Consider the following 18123-nt stretch of genomic DNA (forward strand, 5'->3'; position numbering starts at 1 on the left):
CGGGTGAGTGAAAACGTCCTCACGCATCTTGGCCTCCCGGCTTTCGCGCGCCTCAGCCTCTTCGTCCGTGCGCCGTTGGAGCTTTGGATCGCGGCCGAGCGCGGCCGTTTCCTGCCCTGGCTACCAGTCTTCATCGGCGTGGGCGTGCTGCTGTTCTTCGCGCCCGCACGCGAACCGGCACCTTGGCTTGGTCCGCTCATCGTCGTGATCGCGCTACCACCGGTCCTGCTCGGCTGGAACCGCCAGCTCGGCCGCGCCGCCGGCCTCGCGCTGCTGGCGCTCGCGCTCGGCTTTGCCTCCGCCAGCCTGCGCACGCACGGCCTGCCGCCGATGCCCGATCTGCCGCGCTATGCGGTCATCGCCTCGGGCACGGTGACGGCCGTCGAACCCCTGCCGACCGGCCGCCGCATGGTGCTGAGTGCAGTGCGTCTGGGGGATGACGCGCCGATGCTTCGGCGCTTGCGGGTCAGGATACGCGGCACCGACCAGCAAAGCCTGATGCCCGGCGACCATGTCACCGTGCGTGCCCTGATCCGACCTCCCTTCGCGCCCACCTATCCCGGCGGCTGGGATTTGCGGCGGGACGAGTTTTTTGCGGGCCTCGCCGGTGGCGGCTTCGCCCTTGGGCCGGTTCAGCTTGCGGAGAGAGCAACCACCTCCGGCATCGCCGCGCGCTGGCAGCGATTCCGGGAAGGGGTCGCCGCCCGCATCATGGCGGTGGTGCCGGGTGCTGCGGGCGCCGTCGCCGCGACCTTGCTCACCGGCATCAACACCGCCATTTCGCCCGCCGACCGCACGGCCTTCGCGACCGCCGGCCTCGCGCATATCCTCGCCGTCGCCGGGCTGCATATCGGCATCGTCATGAGCACGGTCTTTGTCGCCGTGCGCTTCGCCCTCGCGCAGTCTGAATGGGCGGCGCTGCGGTGGCGGATCAAGGAGATGGCGGGCATCGCCGCCATTCTCGTCGGCGCCTTCTATATGGCGATGACGGGCATGCACCTGCCCATCATCCGCAGCTTCATCATGGCGAGCCTGGTGACGGTCGGGCTGCTCGCGGGCAGGCGGGCGATTTCCATGCGCGGCCTCGGCCTTGCCGCGACCTTGCTCATGCTGTTCCAGCCCGAAGCCGTCGCGGCAGTGAGCTTCCAGATGAGTTTCTCAGCCGTTCTTGTTCTCGTGGCGGGGTACGAGGCGCTGCAATCCGCGCAGTTCGACGCCTTCGCGCATCATGACGGCCTGCTCGGCTGGCTGCGGCGGGATCTGACGCTGGTCGCCGTCACCAGCTTTCTCGCCGCCGCCGCCACGGCGCCTTTCGTCGCCTATCATTTCGGCCAGGTGCAGATCTACTCCGTGCTCGCGAATATGCTCGCGGTGCCGCTGGCCACCTTCTGGGTGTTGCCCTGCGGCCTCGCGGCCCTGCTGCTGATGCCGCTGCATCTCGGCTTTCTGGCGCTGCGGCCCATGGGCTGGGGTTGCGACCTGCTGCTCATCGTCGCCCGCACGGTCGCGCGGCTGCCGGCCGCGACGATCTCCGTACCGCCCGAGCCGCTCTCCGGTCTATGCATGGCGAGCTTAGGGCTGATCTGGCTTTGCCTGTGGCGGACGCGGCTGCGCCTTCTGGGCGTCGTGCCCCTGATACTCGGTGTCATCGTCATGCCTATCCTGACCCCGCCCGCACCGGACATCCTGATTTCACCGGATCTGCGGATCATCGCTTTTCGCACGCGGCATGCCGTCTATCTGGAGCAGAAGGGGCACGATGATTTCACGCTCGGCGAATGGCGCAGGTTCTTCGGCAACCGGCCCGTGGTGCCTCTGCCGCGTGACGACGCAACAGCGCAAAGCGGCGTGCTTTGCACGACCGACGGCTGTCTGTTCCTCGCCACCGGCGCGCTGCTGTGGCGCGCTGGCATGCCGCCCGCACGCTGCGACGGTGTCACGGTCATCGTGACGGCCGGATACCTCCGCCCGCCGGACGGACGCGATTGCCTGGGCGTGCCCATTATCGATCGCGACCGTATCCAGGCCAGCGACGCCATTATGGTCCGCATCCGCAATCACCATGCCGATATCATTGCGGATCGGCCGTCCAGGGGAACCTGGCCGTGGATCCCGTCCGATCAGGATAATGCTCCCTGAGACCTCATGACGGGCTTGGCATATGCCCAGGAAGCGAACAATACTTCGCGCCGAAGGATGCAGGGACATCCGAGGCGGAAACGAATGAGCGAAAGACTGGCCTTGGAAACAAGGTCGCAACAGGGAATGAGATTGGAGCAGGCCGCGCGTGCCGCCTGGCTCTACTATGTCGGCCGGCGCACGCAGGATGAGGTGGCGGGTCAACTCAACATCTCTCGTCAGGCGGCGCAGCGTCTGATTTCACTGGCCTTGACCGAAAAGCTGATCAAATTCCGATTCGATCACGAAATCGGCCCGTGCATGGAAGCGGGGGACGCCTTGTCCCGGCGCTTCAACCTCTCTCTGTGTGAAGTCGTGCCGACCATGGGCAGTGCGAAAAGCACCTTGGGATCGATCGCCATCGCCGGCGCTCAGTTCCTGGAGAAATGGCTGTCTCAGCGGGCGCCCATCATCCTGGGCATTGGCACGGGCCGCACACTGCGCGCGATTGCAAATGAGCTGTCACCGATGACCGCACCGCAGCATAAAGTGTTTTCGCTGTGCGGCAGCATTCTGCCCATGGGTCGCGCCATTGCGCTCGACCCGGTCTTGCGAATCGCTGAACGGTCCGGTGCGCAATGTTTTTCTTTGCCCAGCCCGGTGATCGCCGCGACAATCGAGGAGCGTGACGTGCTGCAGAAACAGCAGCCCTACGCCACTATGCGAGACCTGCTGCCCCAGGCGCGCTGCATGCTGGTCGGGATTGGCGCTGTCGCCTGGCAGGGTTCGTTGCATAGCGACGGTTGCGTGTCGGATCTGGAATTGACCGAACTGCTTGAAGGCGGTGCCGTCGGCGAGATTACCGGATGGTCTTATGACAGTTCGGGGCGGCTTCTCGATGGTCCCGTGAACGCGCGCGTGGCCGGCGTATGGCCACTTGCCTTGCAGACGAATGCGCTCCGCGTCGGCGCCGCCTTCGGTGAAAACAAGCTCGGCGCCATTCGTGCTGCCATGGACGGTGGCATGATCAACGGCCTGATTACGGACGAAGCGACGGCGGAAGCGCTTCTCGCGCCTTAACCGTCGTGTAATGCAGCGGAAAGGCCACTTGACATCTGGCCTGCGACTTGATGTTCTGCCCACCGCCTGAGCATACGCCCGACACGTGACGTAGCTCACAAAATATTAGAACGCTAAGGGAACCGGAAATGCGTCTTAGAAATATCGCGGCTTACGCTGCTGTCTTGCTGTCCGGCACCTGCCTGGCAGCCCAGGCCGAAACAATCACCATCGCGACCGTCAATAACTCCCAGATGGTCGTCATGCAGAAGCTCGCCCCCACCTGGGAGAAGAAGACCGGCAACAAGATCAACTGGGTCGTGTTGGAAGAGAACGTGCTGCGCCAGCGCGTGACCACCGACATCGCGACCCATGGTGGCCAGTTCGACATCATCACGATCGGCTCGTACGAGACGCCGATCTGGGGCAAGCAGGGCTGGCTCACCGCCGTCGGTGACATCAAGGACTACGATTACAACGACGTCTTTCCGTCGGTCCGCGCGGCGCTGAGCCAGGGTGGCAATCTCTACGCACTGCCCTTCTATGCCGAAAGCTCCTTCACCTATTACCGCAAGGATCTCTTCGCGGCCGCCGGCCTGACCATGCCGGCCGCGCCGACCTATAAGGACATCGACGGCTTCGCCGCCAAGCTCACTGACAAGAGCAAGCAGCAATACGGCATCTGCCTTCGCGGCAAGCCGGGCTGGGGCGAGAACATGGCCTTCCTCGACACCGTCGTGAACACCTATGGCGGTTCGTGGTTCGACATGAAGTGGAACGCACAGCTCAACAGCCAGCCTTGGCATGATGCGGTGACCTTCTACATCCACCTGCTCACCGATTACGGCCCGCCGGGCGCCAGCTCCAACGGCTTCAATGAGAATCAGGCGCTGTTCGCCACCGGCCATTGCGCCATGTGGATCGACGCCACCTCCGGCGCCGGCATGATCTATGACCCGAGCAGCAGCCAGGTCGCCGACAAGACCGCCTTCACGGCAGCCCCGGTCGACGTGACCCCGCATGGCTCGCATTGGTTCTGGTCCTGGGCGCTCGCCATCCCCAAGACCTCGACCAAGGCTGAGGTCGCCAAGGACTTTATCGGCTGGGCAACCTCCAAGGACTATATCAACCTGGTCGGCAAGGAGAATGGCTGGACCACGCTGCCCCCCGGCACGCGTATCTCCACCTATGAGAACCCCGACTATCTGAAGGCCGCGCCCTTCGCCCCTGCCGTGAAGCAGGCCATCGAAACGGCCGACCTCGACCACCCGACCCTGAACCCGGTGCCTTATACCGGCGTGCAATACGTCTCGATCCCTGAGTTCGAGTCGATCGGCACGACGGTTGGCCAGTTGATCGCCGCCGCCCTCACCGGGCAGAGCACGGTCGATGGCGCGCTGAAGCAGGCCCAGGCCTCGGTGGTCTCCACCATGCAGCAGGCCGGCTACACGAATTAAAGGCACGATCAGGCCGGCGTGCGTAACGAACGGCCCGACGGTTCTCCGTCGGGCCGTTTACTTTTCAGGCGAGTATCGTCCACGTGGGTGTTGTTGAAATACGCCGAACAGGCCTAAGGCCGGCGGCAGAGGTCTAAGCGGGAGGATCGTTATGAGCATGGCCACGGGCGCGACGGTAAGCGACCCAGCAGCAAAGAGCGGCAGAAAGAAGAAAAAGGTCGGTGGTGGCGTCAACACCCTGCCTCTTCTCGCGCCCTCTGTCGGTCTGCTGCTGATCTGGATGATCGTGCCTTTGGCGATGACGCTGTTCTTCGCCTTCCGGCGCTACAACCTGCTCAATCCGATGATTCACGGCTGGGCCGGCTTCAACAATTTCAAATACCTGTTGGAGGATCCGGCCCTTCTGCATTCGCTGGTGGTGTCCGTCATCCTGGTGGTCGGCGTTATCGTCATCACCATCGTGCTCGGCTCTGTCCTCGCGGCTGTCTTCTCCCAATCCTTCCCCGGCGAAGGCATCGCGCGGGTGCTGATGATCTCGCCCTTCTTCGTAATGCCGACAGTCAGCGCCCTGGTCTGGAAGAATCTGCTGATGCATCCGGTGAGCGGCCTGTTCGCCGCCATCGCGCGTTTCTTCGGATTCCAGCCGATCGATTGGTTCGGGCAGTTCCCGCTCACCTCGATCATGATCATTCTGTGCTGGGAATGGCTGCCCTATGCGTTCCTGATTCTCTTCACCGCCCTGCAATCGATGGATGAGGAGCAGTTGGAGGCAGCGCGGCTGGACGGTGCGAGCGTCATCGACATCTTCTTCAACATCCAGCTTCCGCATCTGTCGCGCGCCATCTCGGTCACCATCATGATCGAAATGATCTTCCTGCTCGGAATTTTTGCCGAGATCTACGTGACCACGGCGGGTGGCCCCGGCTACGCGACCACCAACCTGACCTTCCTCATCTATCAGCGCGCCTTGCTCGCCTTCAACGTGGGCGGTGCGTCCGCTGCCGGCGTGATTGCGATCGTGCTCGCCAACATCGTCTCCGCCTTCCTCACGCGGAGCGTCGGCAGGAGGCTTGAGGTATGAGCCACTCGGTCGCCAAGCAACGCCATTGGGTCGCGGGCACTATCGCCTGGGTCTCCGCCCTCATCATGTTCTTTCCCATCGCCTGGATGGCACTCGCCAGCTTCAAGACCGAAGTGCAGGCGGTGCAAACGCCGCCGCTGCTGTTCTTCATGCCGACCTTGGAGAATTACCGCGCCATCTTCTCCGAGGCGAACTACCTGCTCTTCGCCGGTAATAGCGTCGCGATCTCGGTCGGTGCGACGTTTCTGACGCTGCTGGTCTCGGTGCCGGCGGCCTTCGCCATGGCCTTCTACCCGACGGCGCGCACCCGCGGCCTGCTACTGTGGATGCTATCGACCAAGATGCTGCCCGCCGTCGGCGTGCTGGTGCCGATCTATCTGCTGGTGCGCGATGCTGGGCTGCTCGACAGCCGCACATCCCTCATCATCATCAATACAATGAGCAATATGCCGATCGCGGTGTGGATGCTGTTCACCTTCTTCCGTGACCTGCCGAAGGACATCATCGAGGCGAGCCGCATCGATGGCGCCAATCTGCGGCAGGTTCTGGTGCATGTGCTGCTGCCACTGGTGCTGCCGGGCATCGCCTCCACCGGCCTGCTCTGCATCATCCTGTGCTGGAACGAGGCTTTCTGGAGCCTTAACCTCACGGCGCATAATGCGGCGCCCCTGACCGCTTTCATCGCGTCCTTCTCCGCGCCGCAGGGCCTGTTCTGGGCCAAGCTTTCCGCAGCATCAGTCCTCGCGATCGCGCCTATTCTCATCTTCGGATGGATCAGTCAGAAGCAGCTCGTGAGTGGTCTAACCTTCGGAGCAGTGAAGTGAAGCTAGCGGGCAAAGTCGCGATCATCACCGGCGGCACGGGTGGCATCGGTCGTGCCATCGCGGCGCGGTACGCCGATGAGGGCGCGCGGGTGGTTGTGGCTGATATGAACGAGGCCACCGCCAAGACAGTCGCGGCTGAGATCGGGCGCGACGCCATCGGCCTCGGCCTCAATGTCACGAAGCAAGAGTCGATCGACGCGATGGTTCAGGCCGTCGTCGCCCAGGCCGGGCGGATCGACATTCTGGTCAACAATGCCGGTATCTTCGAAATGGCGCCGCTGCTGGAGATCACGCGAGACAGCTACGCCAAGCAGTTCGCCGTGAATGTCGAGGGTCTGCTGTTTACCAGCCAAGCCGTCACCCGGCAGATGGTTGCGCAGGGCGAGGGCGGCAAGATCGTCAACTTCGCCTCCCAGGCCGGGCGCCGGGGGGAGGCGTTTGTGGCGATCTATTGCGCCTCAAAGGCGGCCGTCATCAGCCTGACACAGAGCATGGGCCTAGAACTCATCAAGTTCGGCATCAACGTCAATGGCATCGCGCCGGGCGTCGTCGATACGCCGATGTGGGACGTGGTGGACGCGCAATTTGCGAAATACCAGAATCTGCCGATTGGCGAGAAGAAGCGCCAGGTCGGTCTGGCAGTGCCTTATGGCCGCATGGGCCGTGTGGATGATATGGTCGGCGCGGCGGTCTTCCTTGCCAGCGCTGACGCCGATTACATCGTCGCGCAGACGCTCAATGTCGATGGCGGCAACTGGATGAGCTGAGGGATTGATGGATGACGCTGCGCTCATCCACCCTACGACTTGGTCACGCGGCGGTGACTCGTAGGGTGGATGAGCGAAGCGCAATCCACCAAACCCACCGCAACTTTGCTACCGACAATTCCCAAGCAAGCTGCGCAAATAGATCGGCATATCGGTCGGCCCCAGCTTCGCCGATCGCACGAGTTGATCGAAATGCCCGATCAGGGACCGGATATGGTCACGCGACTGCATCACCAGGTAGTTCTGACCGATATAGACCGCCGCGCGGATCGGCCCGTAGATGGTGACCGGCGCTGAATACAGCTCCAACCCATCATACAGAAACCAGCGGAACCGGGGATAAAGCTCCTCGCACAGCGCCACCAGATGCTCGATCTGCGCGCGGCGGGAATCGGCGGAAAGCCCCTGCCAGCGGCCCTCACCGCGTGAGAAGCTTTCGATGACATGCATGGCCGTCGCCGCCTCCATATCCGTTTCCGGGCGGCGCAGGTAATCGAGGCGGGAGCGCGTGATTTCGATCCGCCGCTGCGGGGAGAGGGCGATGAAGTTCCGGTATTCGAAGGCGATGACCTCCTCGGTCTTCAACACATCCGGGAAACTGCTCGGCACATGGCGGATCTTGTAGCCCGCCGCTTCCTCGTGCCAGCGCATCAGCCGCTCATCGACCGGGGAAATCGCATCCCTCTCGATGCTCAGACTGTCGGTGAGAAGACCGACCTCCTGCGCCTCGACCTCCCGCAGGCCGAGCAGCCAGTCGAGCGAGACCTGCCCCACACGAGCAATGGCGGCCACGGATTCGAGGCGGGGGAGGCGGTCATTTGCCGGCGACAGGATTTGGGACAGCGTCGAGCGATCCATGCCGACGCTTTGCGCAAAAGCGCTGTGCCCGCCAGGACTGCGGTTCATCACTTGCTGAAGTCGTTCGCGAAAGACGCGAACAAGCTCAGCGCGATCGGCGGATGTGAAGCTCATGTGCGTATCAATAGCATATGGGGCGGATTATCATCAAACGGGTTTGTTTCGGGACATTTGCAACGGAACATGCGCATTAACTACGATCACGGACTGGTATACCGCTTGAGGATCGGCTCTTGCGCGATCACCATAAGGGTATGGAACAGGCTACGAATCGCATCGCCTTCAGGTCGCACCGTCCCGCCGTGGAATGGCCGACCTGTCTGCTCGCGATCGTCATCTACGGCGGCTGGGCCGCGTTGACCTTCTTCCACGCGGCAATTCCTTGGCCCTTCCTCGTCATCGGTGGCGGCTGGTTTGTGGCCTGGCAGATGTCCTTCCAGCATGAGGTGCTGCACGGCCACCCGACGCGGTGGCGCGGGATCAATGACGCCCTCGGCTTTCCGCCGCTAACGCTGTGGCTGCCCTATATGGTCTACCGCCGCATGCATCTGCGCCATCATCGGGACGAGCATCTCACCGATCCGCTGGAAGACCCCGAAACCTATTATCTGACACCCGAGCGTTTCGGGCGCATGGGGTCGCCGGCGCGCGCCTTCCTGCGCTTCCGCAATACCTTCCTCGGTCGCATCACCGTGGGCGCCGTGCGCAGCATCCTCCTGTTTCTGTGGAGCGAGGGGAAGCGTTGCCTGCGTGGCGACCGCGTTGCGCTCCGCATCTGGATGCCGCATCTGCTGGGGGTCGCTGTCATCCTCGCCTGGGTCATCGGCGTCTGCGGCATGTCGCTCGGCGCCTATATCCTATTCTTCGTCCTCCCCAGCCGGTCGCTTGCCCTGATCCGCTCCTTCGCCGAGCATCGGGCGGCGGAGACCCATGCGGAGCGCACGGCGATCGTCGAGAACGCGCCGATCCTCGGGTTGCTGTTTCTCTACAACAACCTTCACGCCGTGCATCACGGGCGGCCGGGCCTGCCCTGGTATCGCATCCCGGCCCACTATCGCGCCAATCGTGCAGCCATTATCGCGGCCAATGGGGGCCTCGTTTACAATGGCTATTGGGACGTCGTTCGCCACTTCGCCCTGACGCCGCATCATGAGGGCGTCCATCCGGGCCATGATGCGCCGCGCGCCCCGCTGCCCAGCCGGTCGCGTCAGATGAGGTCGGGATATCCCAAGGCGGCTGCACCCTCTTCCAAGGCCAAAATTGCTTCATAAGCCTCGGGTCGCGGCGGCAAGATCTCCGTAACCCGCAAGCCGTCATCGGGCGGCATCGCCGCTAGACCCTGCGTCAGCGCCGCGACTATGTCGGGCGGGGTTGCCGTCGCGGTGATGAAGGGAATCGCCGGGCTCACCGGTGTCTCCGCGATGATGCGTAGCCCCGCCACCGCCTCAGGTCGATACAGCGCGCAGAACCCATAGGTGACGCAGTCGATCGCGGCGGCATCTGCGTGGCCGGCGGCGACCGTCGCCATGCTCGCGACATGGGCGCCCGACACGATGACCTCCGAAAAGAAGGCGCGGCCCTCGGCCAGCGGGGCAAACAGCGCGCGCGGCAGGTTCATGCCGGAATTGGAATCCCGCCCGTTCATGACGAAGCGGCGGCCGCGCAAATCGCCGATCGTCGCGAAGGCTGCGTCCTTGCGCACCACGATGAAGGAGCAGTGGGTCGGCACGCCATCCGCACCCATGCCGCAACCCGGCAGATCATAGAGCGGCGTTCCCAGGTGCCGGTATTGTCCGGCGTAGAAGCGCAGCAGGGGATAGCCGCACATCTGGCTGAACAGGGTGTTCGGCGTGATCGTCTCCGGCAAGATGCCAGAGGAGGGCGAAATGTGGTCGGGCACATCCTTCGTCCCCAGTCCGGCGCGGAGACGGTCCCAGAAGGCGGCACGCGCCGCCGCCATTTCCGGCAGGGAATACATCGGCAGTCGAGCGACGCGCATGCTCAGCGAACCGCCTCCGTGACGATGCTGTCGATCTCGGTAAGCAGAGCCCGGACCTCCTGCGCGGCTTGGGATTTCGGGCTCGCCTCGGTCACGCCCATGCCCTGCGCGAAAGCGTTCGCGAAGCCGGCGCGATTGCCCAGTGTCGCGGTCAGCAGCGTAAAGCCCGCCGTCGCAATATCGCGCTCGACTATGCTGCGCAGTGTCGAGGCGGTGGGTGCGCGGTTCAGCACCAGCCGCACCGGCCGTTTTTCCGAGGTCGCGAGTGCCACGGTACCTTCGGCGGCCCAAAGATCGGGCGGCGTCGGCTGCAAGGGCACGAGCACGAGGTCGGCGCTGCGGATGGCGAGTTTCGCATCGGTATCGATCTGCGGCGGGCTATCCACAATGACGACATCATGGGTTTTCTTGAGGCGGTCGATTTCAAGCTTCAGGCGCCAGCCCGACACGTCGGAGAAGGTGATGGCGGGCAGGGGCTTGCTCTGACTCTCCCGCAAGGCGTGCCAGCGCATCAGGCTGCGTTGCGGATCGATATCGAGCAGGCAGACTTTCTGGCGCGTCGCCAGGACGGCCGCCAAGTTCGCGGCCAGCATGGTTTTGCCGGCGCCGCCCTTCTGCTGGGCAACCGTGATGACCAAGGCCATGGGGGGACTCCGGTGGATACGCTGCGCTTTTCCACCCTACACCGACGCCGCGCGATTCGTAGGGCGGATGAGCGAAGCGTTATCCGCCTTCCGGCACCTACGCAGTCTGCATCGTCTGCCATGCGTCGGAGGCTAGGGCGTGCAGGATCTCATCCTCCCCGCACATGCCCACGACGCGGCCGCCTTCCGTCATCAACACCGGCATGCCCGTCGCCTGCCGCAGCTGGATGACCGATTTCATCGTCGCCTCGCTGCTGATGGCGGCACAGCTTCCACGCGGCGGCGCGTCCCCTTCCATCTCCATGGCGGCGATGGGCACGGTGACACCGGCTGCCGTCATTTCATGCGCGCGCATGAGGATCGGGCGATGATGGTCGAGCACGGCCCAGCCGTCGCGCATCACCAGCCGATCGACTGGGGTCATGAAGGTGCGGCCACGCAGCACGTTCAGCGGATTCATGTGCTGCACGAATTCGCGCACATATTCATTGGCCGGCCGCAGCACGATATCCTCAGGCGATCCCGCCTGAATGATGCTGCCGCCTTCGAGAATGGCGATCTGGTTGCCCAGCTTCAGCGCCTCGTCCAGGTCATGGCTGACGAAGATGATGGTCTTCTTCACTTCTTTCTGGAGGGCCAGAAGCTCATCCTGCAGCTTGGTGCGAATGAGCGGATCGAGGGCCGAGAAGGGCTCGTCCATCAACAGGATATCGGCATCCGTCGCAAAGGCGCGGGCGAGGCCCACGCGCTGCTGCATGCCGCCCGACAGCTCGCGCGCGTATTTATCCGCCCATTTGTCGAGCGCCACGAGCTTCAGTTTCTCATCCACGATGCGGCGAAGCTCGCTGGCGGACACGCCGCGCAGTTCCAGCCCGAGGCCGACATTCTCCCGCACCGTGCGCCAGGGCAGCAGCGCAAATTGCTGGAACACCATGGCGATGCGCCGCGTGCGCATGAAGCGGAGCGTCGCCGCGTCACAATTCGCGACATCGACCTGCTTGCCCTCGTTCCGCACCAACACATGGCCGCGCGTGACTTTGTTGAGGCCGTTGACGGCGCGCAGCAGCGTCGATTTGCCGGAACCCGACAGACCCATGAGCACGCAAATCTCACCCTCCCGCACAGTGAGAGAGGCATCCTTCACGCCCATGACGACGCCGGTCTTGGCGAGAATCTCCTCCCGCGTGCGGCCCTGGTCCATCAATTGGATGGCTTCGGCCTTGGCACTTCTGCCTCTGCGGCCGGCGGGCGCGAACAGGATATCGACATTGGCGAATTCGATGACAGGCTGATGCGCGCTCATGATCAGCCCTCGCGGTTTTCACGGGGGCGGCAAACCCGATCGAGAATGACGGCCAAGACGACGATGCACAGACCAGATTCGAAACCGATATCGACGCGGACGGAGTTGAGTGCCTCCACCACCGGCACACCCAAGCCGCCCGCGCCGACCAGGGCAGCGATCACCACCATCGACAGGCTGAGCATGATGCATTGCGTGAGGCCGGCCATGATGGTCGGCAGCGCATGGGGCAATTCGACCTTCCACAGCAATTGCGTCTTGGACGCGCCGAAGGCTTCGCCCGCTTCGATCAGCGGCGGCGGCACGGAGGCGATGCCCAGCTGCGTCAGGCGGATGGGGGCGGGCAGGGCGAAGATGATGGTCGAGATGAGGCCCGGAACGGCGCCAAGGCCGAACAGCACCAGCGTCGGGATCAGATAGACGAAGGTGGGCAGGGTCTGCATCAGATCCAGCATCGGCCGGACCATAACGAAGAGCCACGGCCGATGGGCGCAGGCGATGCCGATCGGCACACCGATGAGCATGGAAATCACGGTCGCGAAGATGATCAGCGACAGCGTCTCCAAGGTGGCCGTCCAATAGCCCTGGTTGAGGATGAACAGCAGCGCCAGCAGCACGAACAGGCACAGCTTCCAGGACCTGCGAATGGCATAGGCGATGACCACGACACCGAGGATCAGAACGATCGTCGGGATCGCTTCCAGCACGAAAGTGACGCCATTGATGGCGGCGGCGATGCCGTTGGAGACGGCATCGATAAAGTCCGACCCGCTGATCGAATTGACGACGCTCGCGATCCAGTCGCCGATGGGAATTTTATGTCCGGCGACGGTATCGGCAAGGCCGTTCAGCATCAGGCGCTCCGTTATCTGCTTGGTGGCACGTTAGTGGCGGAAGACGCTGCGCTTTTCCACCCTACGACGTGCGGTAGGGCGGATGAGCGCAGCGTTATCCGCCAAAGATCTACAGCCCCAGCGACTTCTTCACGGCGGGCTCGGCCGGGGCGCTGCCGTCGGCGGTTGTCACACCGGCAAGCCACGGCGTCATGGCATCCGGATTGGCCTTCAGCCACTTCTGCGCGGCAGGCATTGGGTCGAGCTTGTCATACATGATCGAACCCATGATCTGGTTCTCCATGTCGAGCGTGAACTTAAGCTGGGTGAGCAGCTTGCCGACGTTCGGGCACATCGCCGTATAGCCGGCGGCGGTATTGGTATAGACCGTGGCGCCGCCGTAGTCGGGACCGAACACGGCGTCACCGCCCGACAGATACTTCATGTCGTATTTGCTGTTCATCGGATGGGGTTCCCAGCCGAGGAAGACGATGCCCTGGTTATGCTTCGTCTTGCGCGAGACTTCGGCAAGCATGCCCTGCTCGCTGGACTGCACGAGCGTGAACTTGCCGACGCCATCGGTGTTGTTCTTGATCATGTCGAGGATCAGGCGATTGCCGTCATTGCCCGGCTCGATGCCGTAAATCTTGCCGTCGAGTTGGTCGTAGAACTTCGGAATGTCCGCGAAGGACTTCAGTCCCTTGTCATAGAGATAGGTCGGAACGGCGAGGGTGTATTTTGCACCTTCCAGGTTCGGCACCACGACATCGACCGTCTTGGCGGTGACATAGGGCTTGATGTTGTCGGACATCGTCGGCATCCAATTTCCCAGGAAGACGTCGATCTTCTTGTCCTTCATCTCTTCGTATGTCACGGGGACGGAGAGCATCGTCGTCGTCGGCGTATAGCCGAGCGCCGTCAGAATGGCGCTGGCCGTGCCCGTCGTCGCACTGATGTCGGTCCAGCCGACATTGGAGAAGCTGACGGTTTTGCAGGAGGCGGGATCGGCCGCCGCCTGTGCCACGCCGGCGCCCATCAGGGCCGTCACACCCAGCATCGCCGCAGCCTGAAGCAGATGTTTACGCATGGTGCGTTTCCTTGTGCCTAACGGAATCGAATGGCTCGTGCCACAGGCCCGGGCCGAGAGTTGAACATACTTTCAATGTTCCGATCTGGTCACGTCTTTTTACACCCCGAATTTCAAATTTCCCTAGAATTTGCCATCGAAATCGGACAATTTGCCTGCTTATTGGGCGGCGCTTGCACAATATCGAACCATTTCCGGAACGCCGTCAGGGTAGCTTGATTGCACGTTCAAGCAATCATACAAAGGTCGCAAGAGTCACGGGAGGAGAGTCGCGTGTCGCGCCGGGATTCGGAAGACGTTCGCCGTAAGCAACTCATCGATACCACCATCCTGGTGATGGCGCGCGTCGGCTTCACGGCGACGACGCTCGGGCTGATCGCCAAACAGGCCGGCGTCTCTGCGGGCCTCGTCGCGCATTATTTTGGGGATAAGGACGGTCTGCTGGAGGCGACGCTGCGGACACTCGCGGCGCGCCTCAGCCGGGCCGCCGCCGTCCGCCTGCGGGAAGCCGCCACGCCCCGCGCTCGCCTTCAGGCGGTGGTCGATGCCAATCTCGCGCCCGAGGAGATGGATTTCCAGACCGGAACGGTCTGGCTCGCCTTCTGGGGCCAGGCCATCCATTCCGACCGCCTGAAACGCGTCCAGCGCATCTACCAGCGTCGCGTCCTCTCCAACCTGCGCCACGCCCTGCGAGACCTCGCCCCGGCGGGGGAAACCGAGCGCCTCGCCGTCATCATCGCCGCCATTATCGACGGTCTCTGGTTGCGCACGACGCTCGCGGCCTCCTGGAGTCCGGAGGATGCCGAGGTCGCGCGGCGCATCGCCGCCGGTTTCATCGACACCCAACTCGCCGCCAGTATGGAAGACGCCGTCATGCCCCAAATGCTCCCCACTGGCGCTTCGGCGCTGCCCCGTTACGCCGCCTGGATCGACGGCCGTGCTGCCCCGAATGCGGAGGCGGAGATCTTCGTCACGCGCAATCCTGCGACCGGGGAGGCGCTAGCGGAAATCGAAATCGCGGGGGCCGCGCAAGTGGAGGCCGCCGTTACCGCCGCCAAGGTTGGCCAAAAGATCTGGCGGCGCATGACGGGCATGGAGCGTGGACGCGTGCTGCGCCGCGTCGCGGATATCCTGCGTCAGCGCAACGATGAACTAGCCGAGTTGGAGACACGCGATACCGGCAAGCCCATTCAGGAAACCAGCGTCGTGGACGTCATCTCCGGCGCCGACTGCCTGGAGTATTTCGCCGGTATCGTCGGCGGGCTGACAGGTGAGAGCGTGGATCTCGGCCCGAACGCCATGGGCTATACGCGGCGCGAACCGCTCGGCATCGTCGCCGGCATCGGTGCCTGGAACTATCCCTTGCAGATCGCTTGCTGGAAATCGGCGCCCGCACTCGCCTGCGGCAATGCGATGATCTTCAAACCCGCCGACCTCACGCCACTCACAGCGCTGAAGCTCGCGGAGATCATGACGGAAGCGGGCGTGCCGGACGGCGTCTTCAATGTTCTGCCCGGCTTCGGGGAGACGGGCAGGCTGCTCACGCGCCATCCCGGCATTGCCAAGATCTCCCTCACGGGGTCGGTCGCGACCGGCAAACGCGTAATGGCGGATGCCGCCGATACGCTCAAGCACGTCACGCTGGAACTCGGCGGCAAATCGCCGATCATCGTGTTCGAGGATGCGGATATCGAGAATGCGGTGTCGGGCGCCATGCTCGGCAATTTCTACTCGGCCGGCGAAGTGTGCTCCAACGGCACCCGCGTCTTCGTGCATCGCTCCGTGCAGGAACGCTTCACCGAACGTCTGGTGGCGCGGACCCGCGCCATGGTGGTCGGCGATCCGCTCGACCCCGCCACGCAGGTCGGCGCGTTGATTTCCGAAGCGCATATGGAAAAGGTCCTCGGCTATATCGCCAAAGGCGTGTCCGAGGGCGCGCGCCTGCTCTGCGGCGGGCAGCGTGTGGCGCGGGACGGCTTCTTCGTCTCACCCGCGATCTTCGACGGTTGCGATGACGGTCATACCATCGTGCGGGAGGAGATCTTCGGCCCGGTGATGACGGTGCTGACCTTCGATACGGAGGAGGAGGTCATCGCCCGTGCCAATGACACCGAATTCGGCCTTAGTGCTGGCATCTTCACCAAGGACTTGGCGCGGGGCCATCGGGTGATTGCCCAACTCGAAGCCGGGACCTGCTGGATCAACACCTATAACATCACGCCAATCGAGTTGCCGTTCGGAGGCTATAAAATGTCGGGCCTCGGGCGGGAGAATAGCCGCACCGCGCTCGACCACTATACCCAAATCAAGAGCGTCTATGTGGCGCTGACCGATATCGAGGCGCCTTATTAATGGAAGAATTCGACTATATCATCGTCGGTGCGGGTTCGGCCGGTTGCGTGCTGGCGAACCGCTTGACGGAAGACGGCACAACCACGGTTCTGCTGCTGGAATATGGCGGATCCGATAAGTCGATCTTCATACAGATGCCGGCAGCCTTGTCGATTCCCATGAACCGCAAGAAATACAACTGGTTCTATGAGACGGAGCCCGAGCCGCATCTGAACGACCGCCGCATGCATACGCCGCGCGGCAAGGTGCTCGGCGGCTCCTCCTCGATCAACGGCATGGTCTATGTGCGCGGCAATGCCATGGATTTCGAGGGCTGGGAAAGCGCGGGCGCACGCGGCTGGGGTTACCGCCATGTGCTGCCCTATTTCCGTCGCGCAGAAACGCGCGAAGAGGGCGGCGATGCCTATCGCGGTGCCGATGGGCCGCTTCATACATCCTACGGACCGATGAAGAATCCGCTGTATCGCGCCTGGATCGATGCTGCAAAGCAAGCGGGCTATCCCGAGACCACCGACATCAACGGCTTCCAGCAGGAAGGCTTTGGGCGGATGGACATGACGGTCCGTCGTGGCCAGCGCTGGAGCGCCGCCAATGCCTATCTCGCCCCGGCACGCGGCCGAAAGAATCTTGAGGTCCGAAGTTCTGCTCTGGCGACATCGGTTGTTCTGGACGGTCGTCGCGCCGTAGGCTTGCGGTATCAGCGCGGCGGCACAGCGCATGAGGTGCGGGCGCGGCGAGAGGTCATTCTGTCCGGTGGACCGATCAACTCGCCGCAATTGCTCAAGCTATCCGGCATCGGTCCCGCGGCAGAATTGCGCGAACACGGCATCAATGTCGTCGCCGACCGTCCGGGTGTGGGGGAGAATTTGCAGGATCATCTGGAATTCTATTTCCAGATGGCGGTGTCGCAACCCATCACTTTGTTCTCGTCACAGTCCCTCTGGGCCAAGGGTCTCATCGGCATGCGCTGGATGCTGCGCCGCGATGGCCTGGGTGCGACCAATCATTTCGAGACTTGCGGCTTTATTCGCAGCAAGGCGGGGATACAGTTTCCCGACATTCAATATCATTTTTTGCCTCTTGCCGTCTCTTACGATGGCAATAGTCTCGCGACCGAGCATGGCATGCAGGCGCATGTCGGCCCAATGCGATCCAAAAGTCGTGGCTGGGTGAAGCTGCGCTCCGCCAATCCCGCCGACAAGCCGCGCGTGTTCTTCAACTATCTCAGCCACACGGAGGACCGGGAGGAGATGCGGGCCTGCGTGCGTCTGACGCGCGAAATCTTTCAGCAACCGGCCTTCGCGCCCTATCGTGGCCGGGAAATCCAGCCGGGTGCGGATGTGGTGGATGATGAGGCGATCGACGCCTTTATCGCCGCCAAGGTCGAGAGTGCCTATCATCCGTCCTGTTCCTGCAAGATGGGCGACCCCGCCGATCCCATGGCCGTCGTCGATCCCGAGACGCGGGTAATCGGCATGGAGGCTTTGCGCGTGGTCGATAGTTCCATCATGCCGAGCCTGACCACCGGCAATCTCAATGCGCCGACCATCATGATTGGTGAGAAGGCGGCGGATCACATTATGGGCAGGCCGATGCTGGCGGCGTCCAATGCGCCGTATTTCGTCGCGCCGCACTGGCAGACCGCGCAAAGGTGATTGGTGGAGTGCTCGTCATCCGCGCACTTGATCCGCTTATCCATGGGCGCCCATGGATCCCCCGATCAAGTCGGGAGATGACGGTA

Annotated in this window: 15 protein-coding genes; 9 read left to right on the forward strand and 6 right to left on the reverse strand. The window is 63.1% G+C overall.

Features of this window, described 5'->3' with window-relative positions; all coding sequences use genetic code 11:
• Positions 1 to 3 precede the first annotated feature (3 nt).
• The 6 genes from QP803_RS05595 (at position 4) to QP803_RS05620 (ending at position 7306) form a co-directional block, all read left to right on the forward strand.
• Positions 4 to 2139: a ComEC/Rec2 family competence protein gene (locus QP803_RS05595; protein ID WP_284946772.1), complete on the forward strand. Its 2136-nt coding sequence runs from the start codon at positions 4 to 6 to the stop codon at positions 2137 to 2139.
• A gap of 84 nt (positions 2140 to 2223) precedes the next feature.
• Positions 2224 to 3198 (forward strand): sugar-binding transcriptional regulator, encoded by a 975-nt coding sequence (locus QP803_RS05600; RefSeq protein WP_284946773.1) that lies wholly within the window; start codon positions 2224 to 2226, stop codon positions 3196 to 3198.
• 128 nt (positions 3199 to 3326) lie between these two features.
• Positions 3327 to 4634: an ABC transporter substrate-binding protein gene (locus QP803_RS05605; RefSeq protein ID WP_284946774.1), complete on the forward strand. Its 1308-nt coding sequence runs from the start codon at positions 3327 to 3329 to the stop codon at positions 4632 to 4634.
• Positions 4635 to 4785: 151 nt separating this feature from the next.
• Complete coding sequence (locus QP803_RS05610; protein WP_284946776.1) at positions 4786 to 5715, forward strand: carbohydrate ABC transporter permease; 930 nt, start codon at positions 4786 to 4788, stop codon at positions 5713 to 5715.
• Positions 5712 to 6539, forward strand: a complete 828-nt coding sequence (locus tag QP803_RS05615) for a carbohydrate ABC transporter permease (protein ID WP_284946777.1) — start codon at positions 5712 to 5714, stop codon at positions 6537 to 6539. The genes QP803_RS05610 and QP803_RS05615 overlap by 4 nt, the downstream gene beginning before the upstream one ends.
• Positions 6536 to 7306, forward strand: coding sequence for an L-iditol 2-dehydrogenase (locus QP803_RS05620; protein ID WP_284946778.1), 771 nt, complete (start codon positions 6536 to 6538; stop codon positions 7304 to 7306). The genes QP803_RS05615 and QP803_RS05620 overlap by 4 nt, the downstream gene beginning before the upstream one ends.
• A 108-nt stretch (positions 7307 to 7414) precedes the next feature.
• Here QP803_RS05620 and QP803_RS05625 read toward each other — a convergent pair whose 3' ends face one another.
• Positions 7415 to 8278, reverse strand: a complete 864-nt coding sequence (locus QP803_RS05625) for a helix-turn-helix domain-containing protein (protein ID WP_284946779.1) — start codon at positions 8276 to 8278, stop codon at positions 7415 to 7417.
• Positions 8279 to 8397: 119 nt separating this feature from the next.
• Between QP803_RS05625 and QP803_RS05630 the strand changes: the two genes are divergently transcribed.
• Positions 8398 to 9435 carry a fatty acid desaturase gene (locus tag QP803_RS05630; RefSeq protein WP_284946780.1) on the forward strand — a complete coding sequence of 346 codons (1038 nt, stop codon included), beginning with the start codon at positions 8398 to 8400 and terminating at the stop codon, positions 9433 to 9435.
• Here the strand turns inward: QP803_RS05630 and QP803_RS05635 are convergent.
• From QP803_RS05635 to QP803_RS05655, 5 genes are all read right to left on the reverse strand, one after another.
• Positions 9372 to 10163: a phosphate/phosphite/phosphonate ABC transporter substrate-binding protein gene (locus QP803_RS05635; protein WP_284946782.1), complete on the reverse strand. Its 792-nt coding sequence runs from the start codon at positions 10161 to 10163 to the stop codon at positions 9372 to 9374. The genes QP803_RS05630 and QP803_RS05635 overlap by 64 nt on opposite strands.
• A 2-nt stretch (positions 10164 to 10165) precedes the next feature.
• Positions 10166 to 10807: a ParA family partition ATPase gene (gene parA / locus QP803_RS05640; protein WP_284946783.1), complete on the reverse strand. Its 642-nt coding sequence runs from the start codon at positions 10805 to 10807 to the stop codon at positions 10166 to 10168.
• A 97-nt stretch (positions 10808 to 10904) separates the two neighbouring features.
• On the reverse strand, positions 10905 to 12110 hold the full coding sequence (gene choV / locus QP803_RS05645; protein ID WP_284946784.1) for a choline ABC transporter ATP-binding protein: 1206 nt from the start codon (positions 12108 to 12110) through the stop codon (positions 10905 to 10907).
• Between the two features lie 2 nt (positions 12111 to 12112).
• Positions 12113 to 12964 (reverse strand): choline ABC transporter permease subunit, encoded by an 852-nt coding sequence (choW, locus tag QP803_RS05650; protein WP_284946785.1) that lies wholly within the window; start codon positions 12962 to 12964, stop codon positions 12113 to 12115.
• A gap of 109 nt (positions 12965 to 13073) precedes the next feature.
• Complete coding sequence (locus tag QP803_RS05655; RefSeq protein ID WP_284946786.1) at positions 13074 to 14030, reverse strand: choline ABC transporter substrate-binding protein; 957 nt, start codon at positions 14028 to 14030, stop codon at positions 13074 to 13076.
• Positions 14031 to 14303: 273 nt separating this feature from the next.
• On the opposite strand from QP803_RS05655, the gene betB reads away from it, so the two are divergent.
• Together betB and betA are read left to right on the forward strand one after the other, a co-directional pair.
• Positions 14304 to 16382: a betaine-aldehyde dehydrogenase gene (gene betB, locus QP803_RS05660; RefSeq protein WP_284946788.1), complete on the forward strand. Its 2079-nt coding sequence runs from the start codon at positions 14304 to 14306 to the stop codon at positions 16380 to 16382.
• Positions 16382 to 18037 carry a choline dehydrogenase gene (betA, locus tag QP803_RS05665; RefSeq protein WP_284946789.1) on the forward strand — a complete coding sequence of 552 codons (1656 nt, stop codon included), beginning with the start codon at positions 16382 to 16384 and terminating at the stop codon, positions 18035 to 18037. Before betB ends, betA begins: the two co-directional genes overlap by 1 nt.
• Positions 18038 to 18123 lie beyond the last annotated feature (86 nt).

Source organism: Acidisoma sp. PAMC 29798 (assembly GCF_030252425.1).
In the GTDB taxonomy this organism is placed as follows: domain Bacteria; phylum Pseudomonadota; class Alphaproteobacteria; order Acetobacterales; family Acetobacteraceae; genus Acidisoma; species Acidisoma cladoniae.

What these genes read in the sequence shown, in the direction of transcription:
- choW (WP_284946785.1), bottom strand. Translation starts at nt 12,964, where the DNA reads ATGCTGAACGGCCTTGCCGATACCGTCGCCGGACATAAAATTCCCATC.
- QP803_RS05615 (WP_284946777.1), top strand. Translation starts at nt 5,712, where the DNA reads ATGAGCCACTCGGTCGCCAAGCAACGCCATTGGGTCGCGGGCACTATC.
- QP803_RS05610 (WP_284946776.1), top strand. Translation starts at nt 4,786, where the DNA reads ATGAGCATGGCCACGGGCGCGACGGTAAGCGACCCAGCAGCAAAGAGC.
- choV (WP_284946784.1), bottom strand. Translation starts at nt 12,110, where the DNA reads ATGAGCGCGCATCAGCCTGTCATCGAATTCGCCAATGTCGATATCCTG.
- QP803_RS05625 (WP_284946779.1), bottom strand. Translation starts at nt 8,278, where the DNA reads ATGAGCTTCACATCCGCCGATCGCGCTGAGCTTGTTCGCGTCTTTCGC.
- QP803_RS05600 (WP_284946773.1), top strand. Translation starts at nt 2,224, where the DNA reads ATGAGCGAAAGACTGGCCTTGGAAACAAGGTCGCAACAGGGAATGAGA.
- QP803_RS05655 (WP_284946786.1), bottom strand. Translation starts at nt 14,030, where the DNA reads ATGCGTAAACATCTGCTTCAGGCTGCGGCGATGCTGGGTGTGACGGCC.
- betA (WP_284946789.1), top strand. Translation starts at nt 16,382, where the DNA reads ATGGAAGAATTCGACTATATCATCGTCGGTGCGGGTTCGGCCGGTTGC.
- parA (WP_284946783.1), bottom strand. Translation starts at nt 10,807, where the DNA reads ATGGCCTTGGTCATCACGGTTGCCCAGCAGAAGGGCGGCGCCGGCAAA.
- QP803_RS05605 (WP_284946774.1), top strand. Translation starts at nt 3,327, where the DNA reads ATGCGTCTTAGAAATATCGCGGCTTACGCTGCTGTCTTGCTGTCCGGC.
- QP803_RS05635 (WP_284946782.1), bottom strand. Translation starts at nt 10,163, where the DNA reads ATGCGCGTCGCTCGACTGCCGATGTATTCCCTGCCGGAAATGGCGGCG.